This window comes from Streptomyces sp. ICC1 (assembly GCF_003287935.1).
Lineage (GTDB): Bacteria > Actinomycetota > Actinomycetes > Streptomycetales > Streptomycetaceae > Streptomyces > Streptomyces tritrimontium.
On sequence record NZ_CP030287.1, the window covers coordinates 2209511 to 2223213 of the forward strand.

Genomic DNA, 13703 nt, shown 5'->3' on the forward strand with positions numbered 1-13703 from the left:
CCTGCCCGCGGTCAGCCGCCGTTGATCACGAACTGCGAGCCGGGTTCGACCAGGACGTTCCCGTCGGCCGAGCCCGTGATGGTGACGTTCGACAGGGTGGCGCTGCCGCGCGCCCCGCCGTGGGCCCGGATTCCGGCCCCGTTGTTAGACTTCTCGATGTGCACGTTGGTGACCTTCACGTCGGGCACGGTGCCGCCGCCCGTCTTGAACTGGATCCCGTCGTACGTCGAGTCGTGGATGTCGGTGTCGCGGATGGTGACGCCCGGGATGGGCAGGTTGGCGGCGAAGAGCGTGATCGCCCCGAACTCCTGGGCCTCGCCCCAGAAGGCGCCGCCCGTGCGGAAGAGTCCGTTGCCGGAGATCAGGGTCTGCCCGGAGAAGGGCAGCGGGTCGTGGTCGGTCGCCAGCATGATGCCGGGGTAGTTCATGGTGTCGTAGATCAGGTTGTTCTCGATGGTGTTGCCGTAACCGCCGTAGAGCGCGATGCCGTTGGCGCGCCACGGAAGCTGGATGGTGTTGTTGCGGAAGTGGTTGTCGTGGCCGATGTCGACCGACTGGTCCTTCACGTACTTGCTGGACCACACCGCGAGGGCGTCGTCACCGGTGGTGCGGAAGGACGAGTTGAAGACGGTGGAGTTGCGGGTGCCGTTGGCGAAGTTGATGCCGTCGGCGTACGTGTCGCGGATCCGCATGCCGGTGAACTCGATGCCGTCGCCGGGACCCCACAGGGCCGGGATGTTGTCGTAGTCGCGGCCGACCCAGACACCGACGTTGGCGTGCTCGATCCAGACGTTGGTGATCTTCGTGTTCTTGCCGAAGCGACCGTTGAGGCCCACGCCGCCTTCGGCGTTGCCGTCGCCGCCGCGGATCCGGCCCGAACCGAAGATGGCGATGTCGGAGATCTGGGTGTTGTCGTCGATCTCGAAGCCGAAGTTGCCCTCGTGCGGGTGGTTGATGCCGCCCGCGTTCTGCGGCTGGGTCAGCGTGTGGAGCTGGGAGTGCCACATGCCCGCGCCGCGGATGGAGACGTTGCTGATGCCCACCTGGTTGAACTGGCCCCGGTTCAGCGGGTCGTCGGTGAGGATCTTCTGCTCCTGGCGCCACTGGCCCTGCGGGATCCAGACGCAGGCGATCTGCCCGTTCTGGTCGGCGGTCACGGCCCGCTGGATGGCGAGCGTGTCGTCGATGCCGTCGTTCGGGATCGCGCCGTAGTCGGTGATCGAGGTGCACTCGGCGGGCTTGGCCGCCGCCGGGGCCACCTGCTCCAGGTCGATCAGGTCGATGACGTAGTACGAGGCCGTGTCTGACGCGTCGCGCTGGAGGCGGAAGGTGGTGCCGACCGGGTAGCTCTGCGCGAGCAGGGCGTGGGATTCGTCGAAGAGCCTGCGGGCGTCTGCGCCAGGGGTGTTGGTCAGGCCTTCCGGGCTGTCCGTGCTGCCGTAGAGCCAGCTGTGCTGGGAGGAGAGGTTCAGCTTCTGGGCGAAGCTGCCGTTGATGTAGAGGCTGAGGGTGGCGTCCGCGCCACCGCCGTTCGCCGCGTCCGGGACGGAGTTGCGCACCACGATGGAGTTGGTCGGGACGGTCGAGGTGAACTGCACGTACTGGCCGGTCGAGCCCAGGCGCACCGACTCGCGGCCCGAGGACTCGGTGGCGAAGTTGGTGTGCCCGAAGGTGCGCTTGGCGTCGCTCCGCAGCAGCGTGCCGGTGTAGCTGCCGGCCTCCGCCTCGTACTCGGTGTACGGGAGCGCGGCGCCGCGGCCGACCACCACGGCACGGGAGTGGGTGTTGTTGTTCTCGTTGGTCTCGGCGACGAGGCCCGTCCCGTCGGCGGTGGCGGTGAGGGTGGCCCCGCCGCTGGTCGCCGTCCAGGTGCCGTTGATCGCCACGTTGACGGTCTCCCCGGCGGCGATCGCCGGGGTGGGGCCGTTCAGGGTGGTGGTACCCGCGGCCAGCCGGGTGACGGTGCCCGCGCCCACCCCGGTGGTGCCCCGGTTGTGTACGGCCACGGTGAAGGAGACCGGGGCGCCCACGGCCGGGTTGGCCGGGTTGCTCGTGATGGAGAGGGCTTGCAGGTCGGGGCCGGGAGCCTGGCCGACGACGAGCTTCGCGGCGGCGGTGCGGCTGTTGTTGGTGTCGTCCTGCTCGGCGACGGTACCGGCCGGGTCGACGACGGCGGACACGGTGTAGCTGCCCATCGGGCGCTTGCCGACGGAGACGGGCACGGTCGTCGAAGCACCTGCGGCGAGGGCGCCGACCGGGGCCGTGCCCGAGACGGCACCTTCGAGGCTGACGTTGACGGACGTGGCCGGGGAGGCGACCGTACCGGCGTTGCGGACGGTGGCGTTGACGGTGACGGCCTCGCTCTCGGAGGGGGCGGCCGGGGACCAGGAGAGGTCCGGGACCGTCAGGTCCGGGTTCGGCGCGGCGGAGCCGATGACCTGGAACTCGGCGGCCTGACCGCCGCCGGCCCCGGAGTTGCCGGAGAACTTCAGCTGCACGTCCGCGAGCCGGCCGGTGACGGGGACGGTCACGGTGTTCTGGTTGCCGCCGGGGCTGAAGGAGTAGTCGGCGCGGGCCTTCAGGGTGGTGAAGGCGGTCGCGGACTGCTCGCGGCCCAGGACCTCGAAGCCCTGGGTGCGGTGGGACCAGGCGGGGTCGGGGTTGAGCTTGAGGACGATCCCGGTGACGTCCGCGTTGGAGCCGAGCTTCACGGTCAGCGTGGACTGCTGGCCGCCCGCCTCCCAGTAGCTGGTGACGCTGTCGTCGTTGGCGTTGGCCGCGACGAAGGACTGGGTGGTGGAGGAGGCCTCGATCGGCTTGCCCTTGGCGAGGTTCACACCGACGGGGGGCGGCGTGCCCGGATCGCCGGGGTCGCCGGGACCGCCGCTGCCGTCGGCGGAGTACACCTCGAGCTCGGATATCTGCGCGGCCTGCCAGCCCGTGTTGGCGGTGACGCTCACCCGCACGAAGCGCACGGTCGCGGCGGGGAAGCCGATGGTCACCGCGTTGGACTGGGACGGGTTGAACACCCGGCCCGCGGAGGCGGACAGGGTGCTGAAGGCGTTCCCGTCCGTGCTGCCCTGCACGGTCAGCGTCTCGGTGCGCGTCTCCCATCCGGCGGGCAGCTTCAGCACCACCTGGTCGACGGCGACGCCACTGCCGAGGTCCACCTGCACCCACGTCGGGAAGGTGCCCGACGGCCCTTCCCAGTACGAGCCCTGGTTGCCGTCGTTGACTCCCGAGGCCCCGTATCCGCCGAGGGATCCGCTCGCGGTGACCGCCTTGCCGAGGGCGAGGTTGGGTCCGCCCGCGGCGGCGGCGAAGGTGACGGGCAGGAGGCCGACGGACACCAGTCCCGCGACCACCGTGCCGGCCAGCAGCAGCCGGCCGCCTTGCTTCCATCTCATGCTGTCCTCTGTTCCATGGGGGGACCCGCCCTGTGCCCGCCCGGTGCCGATGCACCGGGCGGGAGGGCCGAGCGTGGGACTTCAGCAGGCACGCGTACACGCCTGCCGCAAACTTGCGGATCGTTCTTTAGTTTTTGAGTGATCTGATCGCAGTTATGCGGCCATCGCGGCACAGGTTTCTAGCAGATGACGACTTTGTCAACGCTCCGCACACGGACGGGCGTTGGGAAGACCCCGGACCGGAGCCGGATCAGACCCCGGATCAGACCCCGGATCAGACCCCGGGCCAGCCGCGCTCCAGGTGGTCGAAGGCGAGGTCCAGGGTCGGCGCGGGTCCCGCCGCGCGCCCGCGAGATCGGGGATCTCCAGGACGTAGCGGGCCAGGATCCGCAGCGAGAGGTCGTCGGCCGGGCACCCGACCTCCTCGGCGATCACGGCCGCCGGGGCGAGGACCCCGGCCGGCGAAGAGGGCCCGCAGGGCTCCCCGCACCGTCACCCCTTCGGCCCGCCCGCGCACCCCTTCGGCCAGGGAGGCCTCGCGCTCGGCGCTGCCACCGTCGGCGGCCCGATCCCCGCCGGGTTCCTCATCGACGCCGACCTCGCGGGCCTGTCCCGGCGCCCCGTCTTCCTGATCAACCTGGCCCTCGGCGTCTCGGCACCATCGCCGCCGCCCGGCTCCTCCCCCGCGACGCCGGCGACCGCTCCCTGAGCGTGGACGGACCGGGCGCGAGCCTCCTCGGTCTCACCCTGTTCGCCCTGATCTACGGCCTGACCGAGGGCTCCACCCACGGCTGGGGCGCGACCGCGCTCGGCTCGCTCGCCGCCGGCCTGCTGTTCCTCGTCCTGTACGCACGCCGTCAGATCACCGCCGCCGAACCGCTCATCAAGCCCTCGCTCTTCCGGAACAAGGGATTCACCTCAGGCCTGTTCGTCGGCATGCTGTACTTCGCGGTCACCAGCGGCCTGCTCTACGTGACCTCCCTGTTCATGCGGCAGGCCCTGCACGCCAGCCGCGCCGGCGAGGGTGAGCAGCATGTCGGCCAGGATGAGCGTCCGGCCGAGCTCGCGGGTGGGGCCGGTCATGCCGGCCACGGCCGAGGTGATGATGCCGAGGGTCAGCGGCAGCAGTCCGAGGGCGGTGTCGCCCGGACCGCTGGCTGCTGGCACTCGTCCTCACCCGCGGCACGGACCTCACCCGCTGGGCGATGGCCCCGGCCGTCTTCATCGCCGGCCTCGGCAGGGGCGCCTGCTTCGGCGCCATCTTCGACATCACCCTCGGCGTCATCTCCGCCGAGGCGGCCGGCAGCGCGGGCGGCTCGCTCACTGCGGTCCAGCAGATGGCCAACGGCATCGGCTCCGCCGTCATCACCACCGTCTGCCTCCACTCCGGCGCCCCTGACCACGCCATGGCCGTCAGCCTCGTCGCCGTCGTGGCCGTCACCGCGGCCTGCCTCCCGGCCCTTCGGCTGCTGCCCCGCGGCGCCCCCGCCAAGGTGGCTGGCCACGGCGCCCGACCTCTCGCCCCGAACCCCCGAGTTCGCCGACTCCGCCGCCACTGACCGGCCCACCCGAGGAGCACCACCATGAGCACCCACCCGCCGGCGCCGTCCACCTTCACCCCCGGCCTGCTCGTCTACGCCGCCCTGCGGACCCAGGAGTGGACCGCCGGGGTCCGTGCCCGCGGAGGAGGCCGTCCTGAAGCGGTTCGCCGGCTGGGACGAGCGGCTGCGGGCGCTCGTGGCCCACAGCGACGACCCGCTTCGTCGGCCGCCCCGTCCACGCGCTGCCCGTCGGTGCCACCGCTCCCGGCGCGACCCTGATCGGCGACGCCGCACACCTGATGTCCCCGTTCGCCGGAGAGGGCGCCGCCCTCGCGTCCCGCTCCGGTGACCCGCGGAGTGCCGTCGCCGCCTTCGAGGAGGCGACGTTCCCCCGCTCCGAGGCCGCCGCCGCGCAGTCCGCGGACAATATCGGCCTATGCCTCGGCGCCGGCTCCTGGTGGAGCGGGTGCTCTCCTACGCCGGCTGACCCCTGCCCATGACCGGGTCCGGGTCCGGGACCGGGGCGAGCCGGACCACCGCCGCGCACCCGGAGCTCCGTAGCGCGAGCTCACGCGGCCCCGTCACCAAAGCCGCGTCGTACGTGCCCAGTTCGACGGATCCCCCGACCTCGGCGGATCCCTCCAGGGCCACCACCAGCAGCGTCTCGCCGGGCCCGACGGTGAGCGCGAGGGCGCCCCGTACGACGGCGGTCGCGGCCGACACGGCGCCCCGGCGGTACATCACGTTGAAGTTCACCACCGGGCCGCCCAGCAGCCGGCAGTCGGTCGGCTGGTCCCCGGGGAACTCCCGCGGCTCCAGCCGCCGGTCCACGAGGCGCCGTACGCCCGCGACTCGCAGGTCCATGCCGGCGCCCTCGGCCAGGGTGAGCGTGCGGTCGACGCCCGGGAAGACGGAGAAGGGTCCGTCGGCCGTGACCTCGGCGAGGCTGGCCCGCCACGCGAAATCGTCCATCCCGGCGCCCTCGGGCCAGGCGGCGATCTCGCGGGTGACTCCCCCGCCGTTCTTCCATCCGGCCGCCGGCCGGCCGGCCGCCCGCAGGATCCGGATCGCCGCTTCGCTGGTCATGACACCTCTTCCAGGTCCGGGAGTCGCTTCCCGGACCCGGAGGAGCCTATCCGGCGGCCGTCCCCTACGCGGCGGGGACGTCCGCCGGGAGCGCGGCGACCAGCAGGTCGACGGCCCCGGCCGTGCCCTCGGCCTCCCGCAGTCGGCCGTCGGACGTCCGCACCTCGTAGCGTCCGCCCGCCAGCGCGCGGGCCGACGGCAGGCCGGCGAAGACGATCGGCGGAGTGGGCCGGCTGCTGAAGCGGAGCCAGTAGACGCTGTCCCCGGCGACAGGGCGCGCAACCGGGGTTCGGCGAAGGCGGCTTCGACCAGTTCGCGGATGCGGGACGCGTCCCGGACCTCGAGCTGCTCGCGCAGCCGCCGCCACCGCTCCTCTGACATCCGGCCGAGTCTGCCAGGAGACATGGCCGAAGGCCATGGCCGGGTGCTCGGCCCGGCCGGTACGCGCGAACGCCCCCGGGCGGCTGCGGCGCAGGCTCGGGGGCGTTCGTCGGTGCGTTGCTGTGTGGTGTGGTGCGGTGCCGACGGCTCAGGCGTCGGGGTTCCCGGACGCCCGCGCGGGCACCTTCTCCGCGGACCCGGCGGCCTGCGCGGAGGCCGCGGGGGCCTTCGCGGCCGGGGAGCCCTGCGCGGCGGCGGCCCGCGGGCCGCCCGCTCCGCGCAGGCCGATGCCACTGATCACGGCGACCAGGCCGAAGGCCACCGCACCGATCGCGAAGGTGAGGGTGAAGCCGGATTCGGCCGGCAGCGCGGGCACTCCCGCGGGCAGGTGCTCGATCGTCTTCGAGGCCAGGATGGTGGTGACGATGGCGCTGCCGATCGCACTGCCGGTGGAGCGGGAGATGGAGTTGATGCCGTTGGCGATGCCGCTCTGGTGGTGCGGAACGCTCGCCATGATGACGGCGGGCATGGCCGCGTAGCCGAAGCTCACGGCGGCGCCGACGATGAGTCCGGCGCCGATGACCGAGGCACTGTGGCCGTGGTCGAGCGCGAGCCAGCCGAAGCCGACGGCGCCGAAGGCCGAGGCCATCGCCAGCGCGACGCGCGGACCGCGGTGGCGGACCAGCTGGCCGCCGATCGGGGAGGCCAGGAGCGAGACGATCGCGCCGGGCAGCAGGAACTCGACGGAGGCGCGCAGGATGGAGGCGTCGAAGCCGTAGCCGGTCAGGGCCTTGGGCATCTGGACGAGGTAGGAGACGCCCAGGAAGTTCGCGAACATGCCGAAGCCGACGAGGATGCCGGCCAGGTTGGCCATGAGCACCGGGCGGTGGACGAACATCTTCATGTCGACGAGGGGCTCGCGGACCTTGAGCTCGGTCAGCACCCAGACGGCGGCCATGACGGCGGCGCCGGCGAAGCTGCCCAGGGTGCGGCCGGAGGCCCAGCCCCATTCGTGGCCCTGGGAGATCGGCAGCAGGAGCAGAAGGAGGGCGATGCCCAGGGTGAGCGCGCCGAGGAAGTCCGTGCGGCCGCCGGTCTTGTGCTTCGTCGCCGGGACCAGGAAGACCACGGCGAGCAGCGCGAGCACCGCGAAGCCGGTGGCCATCCAGAAGGCGTTGCGGTAGTCGGCGTCGGCTCCGGAGGTCAGCAGGCCGGTGGCGACGAGCGCGATGCCGCTGCCGAACGCGAGGGTGCCGCTGACCAGGGCCATCGCACCGGGGAGCTTGTGCGGGCGGACCTCTTCGCGCAGGACGGACAGGGCCAGCGGGAAGATCGCGGTGGCGGCGCCCTGCAGGACGCGACCGAGGATCAGCAGGGGCAGCGAGGACGCCAGTGCGGCGAGGACGGAGCCCGCGACCATGACGCCCAGTACGGCCACCAGGGTCGGCTTCTTGCCGTGCTGGTCGCCGAAGCGGCCGAGCAGCGGGGTGAAGACGGCGGCGGACAGCAGGGTGGCGGTGGTCACCCAGCTGACGTTGGCGGTGGTGGTGCCGAGATCGCTGCGGATCAGCCCGAGGATCGGGACGGGCAGCGTCTGCATCATCGACACGACCATGGCGGCGAGGCTCAGGGCGAAGACGATGACCGTCTCGTTCCGGTGCCCGCCGTCCTGCGTGGTGGCGGAGGGGGTGGTGCTCATGGCAGGGAAGACCTTCTCAGTGCTTCAGATCACAGATGTTTGACTTCATCAAGTACTTCGACTCCAGCAGACGGTAGACCTCAATAGTTAAGGTGGTCAAGTAAAAGGTTGATAATGTGAAGCACCTTGAGTACGCTCGCGGTATGAGCGCCACCACCCCGCACGCCGCCCCGACCAAGCTGGAGCTCCTGGAGCTGCTCGCCGCGATCGGCACGGCCCAGTGGCGCGATTTCGCGGCGGCCGCCGCCCACCACGGCCTCACCTCGACCCAGGCCAAGGTCCTCGCCCAGCTGAACGGCCCGCTGCCCATGCGCGGCCTGGCCGCCCTGCTGGTGTGCGACGCCTCGAACGTCACCGGGATCGTGGACCGGCTGGAAGCCCGTGAGCTGGTGCGCCGCGAGCCCGACCGCGCCGACCGCCGGGTCAAGAACGTGGTGGCCACCGAGGCCGGCCGCGAGGTGATCCGCCGGGTGCGCGAGGAGATGCAGGCCACGCACGGCGCGCTGGACGCCTTGGACGACGCCGAGAGCGCGACGCTCTACGCACTTTTGGAGCGGCTGCGACCGACCCTGGAGAAGGACGCCTGAACCCGCCCGGCCGGAACGCGCTGGCCAGGGGAAACGTCACCTGACAGACTGCTACGGCTTCAGACATTCCAGGAGGACACATGGCAGAAGAAACAGACACCCCCAAGAACGAGTCGCCGGCCGAGGAAGCCAAGCGCAAGTTCAAGGAGGCCCTGGAGCGGAACGCCGCGAATGCCCAGTCTCAGCAGGCACACCAGAGCCGGGCGAAGATCCAGGGTTCCGGCGGCAACGGCCCCGGCGGCAAGAACAAGAAGGTCCGCCGCAAGACCGGCTGACCGAGGCGCGGTCGCGGCGACGCGACACCGCGCCGGCCGGCCTCGACGGGGTCAGGGACCAGGATCTGGTCCGGATCCGGTCGGGGGCGGCGAGCAGGGGGTTCGCGGACCGGGCTCACAGCCGGGTCCGCGCACGCAATCGCACGCCGGGTCGCGCACGGCTTCCGCGTACGGGGTTCAGCACGGGGAGTGGGATCCGCCGACGGGCGGCTTTGGGTCAATCGGCCGACGTCGGCCGCCCCTTGCGGGGTGGACTGTTCCGCCAGTCGGGTGACGGGTGATAACCCCTGGTGTCCACGGCAGTTGAGCAGCTCGTCCCGCCGAGGGCAGCTATCTCATGCGACAGTGCGACAGAAGAAGGATCCCCCACATGCTCAAGAAGTTCATGGCCACCGCAGCCGCCACCGCAGCCGTTCTGGGTGCCGGTGCCGCCGTAGCCTCCCCGGCGATGGCGATCGGCAACGACAACGGCGTCAACACGGTCAACGGCAACGGTGCCGCGCAGATCTACGGCAACCAGGAGACCAGCGGCGCGATGAGCCCGCAGATGTCCGCCATCCAGGGCTCGCTCAACAAGCTCTGTGTCGGCCTGCCCGCGAAGGTCAACGCCCAGTCGATCCTGGCCCTGGTCAACGTCGGCGTCCAGGACATCAACGTCCTCGCCAACCCGCAGAACCAGCAGTGCGCCGAGAACTCCACCCAGGCCAAGGGCGACGACTCGGCCTCGCACATCCTCGACAACATCCCGGTCCTCTCCGGCAACCTCTCCGCCGGCAGCTGATCCACCGCGAAGCGCCGGTGCCACACCCCTCCGGGGGTCGGCACCGGCGCTTCGTTTTGGTCTAGACCTTGACAGGTCCAGACCATCCTCGGTTCAGTGGCGGTAGTTGTCCCCCACGACAACTCCCCCCACTGAAGGAGCACTTCCGTGATGCGCACCCTGCGCCGCCGCGCCCTCTCCCTGGCCGCCGCCACTGCCGCCGCCCTCGGCCTCGCGATCGCCCTGCCCGCCTCCCCCGCCGCGGCGGCTCCTGCCTGCGTCGGCGCGTGGGCCCCCTCGGCCGTCTACACCAACGGGATGAACGCCTCGTACGGCGGCCACAACTGGCTGGCCAAGTGGTGGACCCAGAACGAGACTCCGGGCACCACGGGCCAGTGGGGCGTCTGGTCCGACCAGGGCGCCTGCGGCGGCGGCCAGACCCCCGACCCGGACCCGGACACACCCAACCCCTCCGGATTCGTGGTCAGCGAGGCCCAGTTCAACCGAATGTTCCCGAACCGGAACCCCTTCTACACCTACAACGGCCTGGTCGCGGCGCTGTCGGCGTACCCCGGCTTCGCCACCACCGGTGACGACACCGTCAAGCGGCGCGAGGCGGCCGCCTTCCTGGCCAACGCCTCGCACGAGACGGGCGGACTCGTCCACATCGTCGAGCAGAACACCGCGAACTACCCGCACTACTGCGACACGAACCAGCCGTACGGCTGTCCGGCCGGGCAGGCCGCCTACTACGGGCGCGGTCCCATCCAGCTGAGCTGGAACTTCAATTACAAGGCGGCCGGGGACGCCCTCGGCATCAACCTCCTCGCCAACCCCTACCTCGTCGAGCAGGACCTGGCGGTCGCCATGAAGACCGCGCTCTGGTACTGGAACACCCAGAACGGCCCGGGCACGATGACGGCCCACGCGGCCATGGTCAACGGCGCGGGCTTCGGCGAGACCATCCGCTCCATCAACGGCGCCCTGGAGTGCAACGGCGGCAACCCCGCCCAAGTCCAGAGCCGGGTGAACACCTACCAGAGCTTCACCCAGCTCCTGGGCGTGACCCCGGGCAACAACCTGACCTGCTGATCCCGGACCTCAGCGCGTACGCAGTGTGGTGGCCAGCTGGGCCCTGGAGCGGACGTCCAGCTTCTGGTAGATCCGGGTCAGGCGGGCCTCCACCGTCTTCACACGGACGAAGAGCTTCGCGGCGGCCTCCTGGTTGCTGGCGCCCTCGGCCACGAGCAGCGCGAGGCGGGTCTCCGCCTCCGTCAGCGCGGCCAGGGCGCGCGCGCCGTCGGGGCCGCCGCCCTCGCCGGCGGAGGGCTCGCGCGCGAGCTCGCTCCAGGGAGTGGCGCCGGCCGCCGCGAAGGCCTCGGCCGCGGCCTGGAGCGCGGCGCGGGCGGGTGCGCGTCGGCGGCGGCGGCGTTCCACGCGGGCGAGCGCGAGCAGGGTGCGGGCCCGCTCCAGCGGGAGCCCGAGGAGCGCGAAGCGCTCGGTGGTGTCCTCCAGCAGGGCCACCGCCGCCTCGGCGTCGCCGTGCGCGGACAGGCACAGGCCGCGGGCCCGGTCCAGGGCGGCGATCACGCTGGTGCGGCCGAGCGAGAGGGCCGTCGTACGGACCCGGGCCTGCAGGTCGGCGGCCTCGTCGGGGGCGTCGGCGGCGACCAGGGCCTCGGCGAGCTCCCCGTGCCAGCGCAGGACCGAGGGGTCCACCACCTGCTGGGCCGCCTCCAGTTCGGCGACGCGGCGCAGGGTGGCCACGGCCTTCGCGGCCTCGCCCGTGGCCAGTTCGACGAGGCCGAGCACGTACAGGCCGCGGGAGAGGAAGACCTGGTCGTGCTCCTCCTCGGATGCCTGGATGCCCCGCCGGGCGTATCCGGCGGCGCGCGGGAAGCCGCCGCCCATCGCCTCCGCGAGCGCGGCGAGGTACCAGGCGGGTCCGGGCGAGAGGCCCGCCTCCACGGTCAGTTCCAGGCCGTCGCGGGCGTGCGCGGTGGCGGCCGCGCACCTGCCCCCGCGCAGTTCCACCTCGGTGAGGCTGCGCAGCACCTCGAAGACGTCCTCGGCGGAGCCGGTGCGCCGGACGGCGGGCAGCAGGACGAGCAGCTGGCGCCGGGCGTCGGCGAGCCGGTCGTCGAAGAGGGCGTGGCGCACGGCGAGGTACTGCGGGGCGTTGCGCATGCCGAGCGGCACTTCGGGGGCGGGCAGGGCGAGCGCTTCGGCGAGGATCTCCTCGGCGTCCGGGTCCCCGAGGATGCGGCCCATCCGGGCCCGCACGGTCAGGGCCATCGCTTCGGCGACCTGGTCGCCCCCGCTGCGGGCCAGGACGCCGGCCCGGGCGGCGGTGTCCCGGGAGCGGACGGGGTCGCCGTCGCTGAGGTTGTGCTTCCAGGCGAGCCGCAGCCGGACGGCCGCCTGGAGCGCGGGATCGCCCTCGGCGTCGGCCGTGGCGTGGGCGAAGGTCTCGTCGAGGGCGGCGAGGTCCTGGCCCGCCGCGTCGATGACGGCGAGGCGGGCGCGGACCCGGTCCCCGGGCGAGGCGTCGCGGGCGAGCACGGCGCGGCTGGCGCGCCGGGCCAGGTCGGCGCGGCCGGCCCACCCGGCGTCCTCGGCGGCGGCGACCAGCCGGGCGAGCTCCTCTCCGGGCAGGTGGGAGGGGGTGCGCTCGGCGGCGAGGAGGCCGAGCTCGGCGGCGAGCGCGCGCTGGCCGCGGCGCCGGCAGGAGGCGGCGGCTTCGGTGATCTCGGCGGCGAGCCACTGGTCGGGGGTGTCCACGGCCAGCGCCCGGTGGCGTACGGCCTGGACGGGGTCGTCCACGGCGTCGGCCAGCGCGGCGTGGCCGGCGGCGCGCTCGGGCCAGCCGGCGTCGGCGGCGAGCGCGGTCGGCAGGGCGCCGGCCGTGAAGCGGACCGCGCCGTCCTCTTCCACGGTGACCAGAGCCGCGCGTTCGGCCAGGGCGAGTTCGGCCTCCGCGCCCGGGCGGCCGGCCCGGCGCAGCAGCGCGGTGGTGGGGCGCGCGGCGAGGGCGGCGAGGAGCAGGGTGCGGCGGGCCTGGGCGGGCAGGACCCCGAGGAGCCGGCGGGCCACCTCGCGGGCCTGGCCGGAGACGGGCAGCGGGTCGGCGTGGTGGGCGCTGCCGTCCCGGGCCCCGGCGGCTTCGGCGAGGGAGTGGCCGAGTGCGAGGGCCAGGCGCGGGTTGCCTCCGCTGGCCTGGTGGATGCGGCCGGCGAGGCGGGCCGGGAGGCCGCGGCGCACGAGCAGTTCGGCGATCTCGTCGGTGCCGAGCGGGGGCACCCGTACCTGCGGGGTGTCCGGTCCGCAGAGGGGTCCGGCGAGCGGGGCCCCGCCCTGGACGCATTCGGCGACCAGGACCCGTACGTGCGGCGGGGTCAGGCGCAGCGCGAACCGCAGCAGGTCGGTGCTCTCGGCGTCGAGCCACTGGGCGTTGTCGAGCGCGAGGAGGACGGGGCCGCGGGCGGCGAGGGTGCGCAGCACCTCGACGACGGCGAGCCGCAGGGCGACGTGGTCGCGGCCGGCGCGGGGCGCGTCGGTCTCTCGGCGCAGGAGGGCGATGGCGGTGCGCTGGGGTCCGGAGAGCCGTTCCAGCGCGAGGGCGGGGACGGAGGCCAGCAGGGCGGCGGCGGAGGCTTCGGGTATCCAGCGGTCGGTGGCCTCGGGGGCGAGGTGCAGCACGGTCTCGTGGCGCAGCGAGGCGGCTTCGGTGAGGGCGCGCAGCACCTCGGACTTGCCCGCGCCGGCGGGTCCGGTGAGCAGGGCGCGTCCGTGCGTGGTCAGCGCGCGGTCCACCGCCTTGATCAGTTCTCCGTGTCCGACGGTCGTGTCAGCGTTCCCCGTAGCCGCCACCACGCACAGCCACCAGCCTCTCGGTTCGCCGTCCTGTGCCCTTCCTGTGAGACGCGACAATACGAGGTCGGATGCCCGGCGGGCCCGGATTGTGACG

Annotated in this window: 11 protein-coding genes; 5 read left to right on the forward strand and 6 right to left on the reverse strand. The window is 72.8% G+C overall.

All coding sequences use genetic code 11. The features are described from left to right. Window positions 1-11: 11 nt before the first annotated feature. Complete coding sequence (locus DRB96_RS10485; protein WP_112448189.1) at window positions 12-3407, reverse strand: CARDB domain-containing protein; 3396 nt, start codon at window positions 3405-3407, stop codon at window positions 12-14. Between the two features lie 918 nt (window positions 3408-4325). Then, window positions 4326-4574, reverse strand: coding sequence for a hypothetical protein (locus DRB96_RS10490; protein WP_112448190.1), 249 nt, complete (start codon window positions 4572-4574; stop codon window positions 4326-4328). Window positions 4575-4612: 38 nt separating this feature from the next. On the opposite strand from DRB96_RS10490, the gene DRB96_RS10495 reads away from it, so the two are divergent. Next, a complete protein-coding gene (locus DRB96_RS10495) occupies window positions 4613-4966 on the forward strand; it encodes a hypothetical protein (RefSeq protein ID WP_204357686.1) in 354 nt (117 codons plus the stop codon). Window positions 4967-5422: 456 nt separating this feature from the next. Here DRB96_RS10495 and DRB96_RS10500 read toward each other — a convergent pair whose 3' ends face one another. The 3 genes from DRB96_RS10500 to DRB96_RS10505 form a co-directional block, all read right to left on the reverse strand. After that, entirely contained in the window at window positions 5423-6034 is a 612-nt protein-coding gene (locus DRB96_RS10500) for a HutD family protein (protein ID WP_112448191.1), read from the reverse strand. Between the two features lie 64 nt (window positions 6035-6098). After that, entirely contained in the window at window positions 6099-6452 is a 354-nt protein-coding gene (locus DRB96_RS44455) for a DUF6193 family natural product biosynthesis protein (RefSeq protein WP_239517716.1), read from the reverse strand. 111 nt (window positions 6453-6563) lie between these two features. Next, a complete protein-coding gene (locus tag DRB96_RS10505; protein ID WP_112448192.1) occupies window positions 6564-8114 on the reverse strand; it encodes an MFS transporter in 1551 nt (516 codons plus the stop codon). 143 nt (window positions 8115-8257) lie between these two features. On the opposite strand from DRB96_RS10505, the gene DRB96_RS10510 reads away from it, so the two are divergent. The 4 genes from DRB96_RS10510 to DRB96_RS10525 all read left to right on the forward strand — a co-directional run bounded on the left by DRB96_RS10510 (window position 8258) and on the right by DRB96_RS10525 (window position 10828). After that, window positions 8258-8701, forward strand: coding sequence for a MarR family transcriptional regulator (locus tag DRB96_RS10510; RefSeq protein ID WP_112448193.1), 444 nt, complete (start codon window positions 8258-8260; stop codon window positions 8699-8701). An 80-nt stretch (window positions 8702-8781) separates the two neighbouring features. Then, on the forward strand, window positions 8782-8976 hold the full coding sequence (locus DRB96_RS10515) for a DUF5302 family protein (RefSeq protein ID WP_112448194.1): 195 nt from the start codon (window positions 8782-8784) through the stop codon (window positions 8974-8976). 370 nt (window positions 8977-9346) lie between these two features. Further along, on the forward strand, window positions 9347-9757 hold the full coding sequence (locus DRB96_RS10520; protein ID WP_112448195.1) for a rodlin: 411 nt from the start codon (window positions 9347-9349) through the stop codon (window positions 9755-9757). A 159-nt stretch (window positions 9758-9916) separates the two neighbouring features. Beyond that, window positions 9917-10828 carry a glycoside hydrolase family 19 protein gene (locus DRB96_RS10525; protein WP_112453328.1) on the forward strand — a complete coding sequence of 304 codons (912 nt, stop codon included), beginning with the start codon at window positions 9917-9919 and terminating at the stop codon, window positions 10826-10828. Between the two features lie 9 nt (window positions 10829-10837). Here DRB96_RS10525 and DRB96_RS10530 read toward each other — a convergent pair whose 3' ends face one another. Further along, window positions 10838-13609, reverse strand: a complete 2772-nt coding sequence (locus DRB96_RS10530) for a LuxR family transcriptional regulator (RefSeq protein WP_239517717.1) — start codon at window positions 13607-13609, stop codon at window positions 10838-10840. Between the last annotated feature and the right edge of the window lie 94 nt (window positions 13610-13703).

Excerpts from the sequence above, each read along its gene's own strand:
- DRB96_RS10485 (WP_112448189.1), bottom strand. The coding sequence starts at position 3,407 with ATGAGATGGAAGCAAGGCGGCCGGCTGCTGCTGGCCGGCACGGTGGTC.
- DRB96_RS10495 (WP_204357686.1), top strand. The coding sequence starts at position 4,613 with ATGGCCCCGGCCGTCTTCATCGCCGGCCTCGGCAGGGGCGCCTGCTTC.
- DRB96_RS10500 (WP_112448191.1), bottom strand. The coding sequence starts at position 6,034 with ATGACCAGCGAAGCGGCGATCCGGATCCTGCGGGCGGCCGGCCGGCCG.
- DRB96_RS44455 (WP_239517716.1), bottom strand. The coding sequence starts at position 6,452 with ATGGCCTTCGGCCATGTCTCCTGGCAGACTCGGCCGGATGTCAGAGGA.
- DRB96_RS10505 (WP_112448192.1), bottom strand. The coding sequence starts at position 8,114 with ATGAGCACCACCCCCTCCGCCACCACGCAGGACGGCGGGCACCGGAAC.
- DRB96_RS10510 (WP_112448193.1), top strand. The coding sequence starts at position 8,258 with ATGAGCGCCACCACCCCGCACGCCGCCCCGACCAAGCTGGAGCTCCTG.
- DRB96_RS10515 (WP_112448194.1), top strand. The coding sequence starts at position 8,782 with ATGGCAGAAGAAACAGACACCCCCAAGAACGAGTCGCCGGCCGAGGAA.
- DRB96_RS10520 (WP_112448195.1), top strand. The coding sequence starts at position 9,347 with ATGCTCAAGAAGTTCATGGCCACCGCAGCCGCCACCGCAGCCGTTCTG.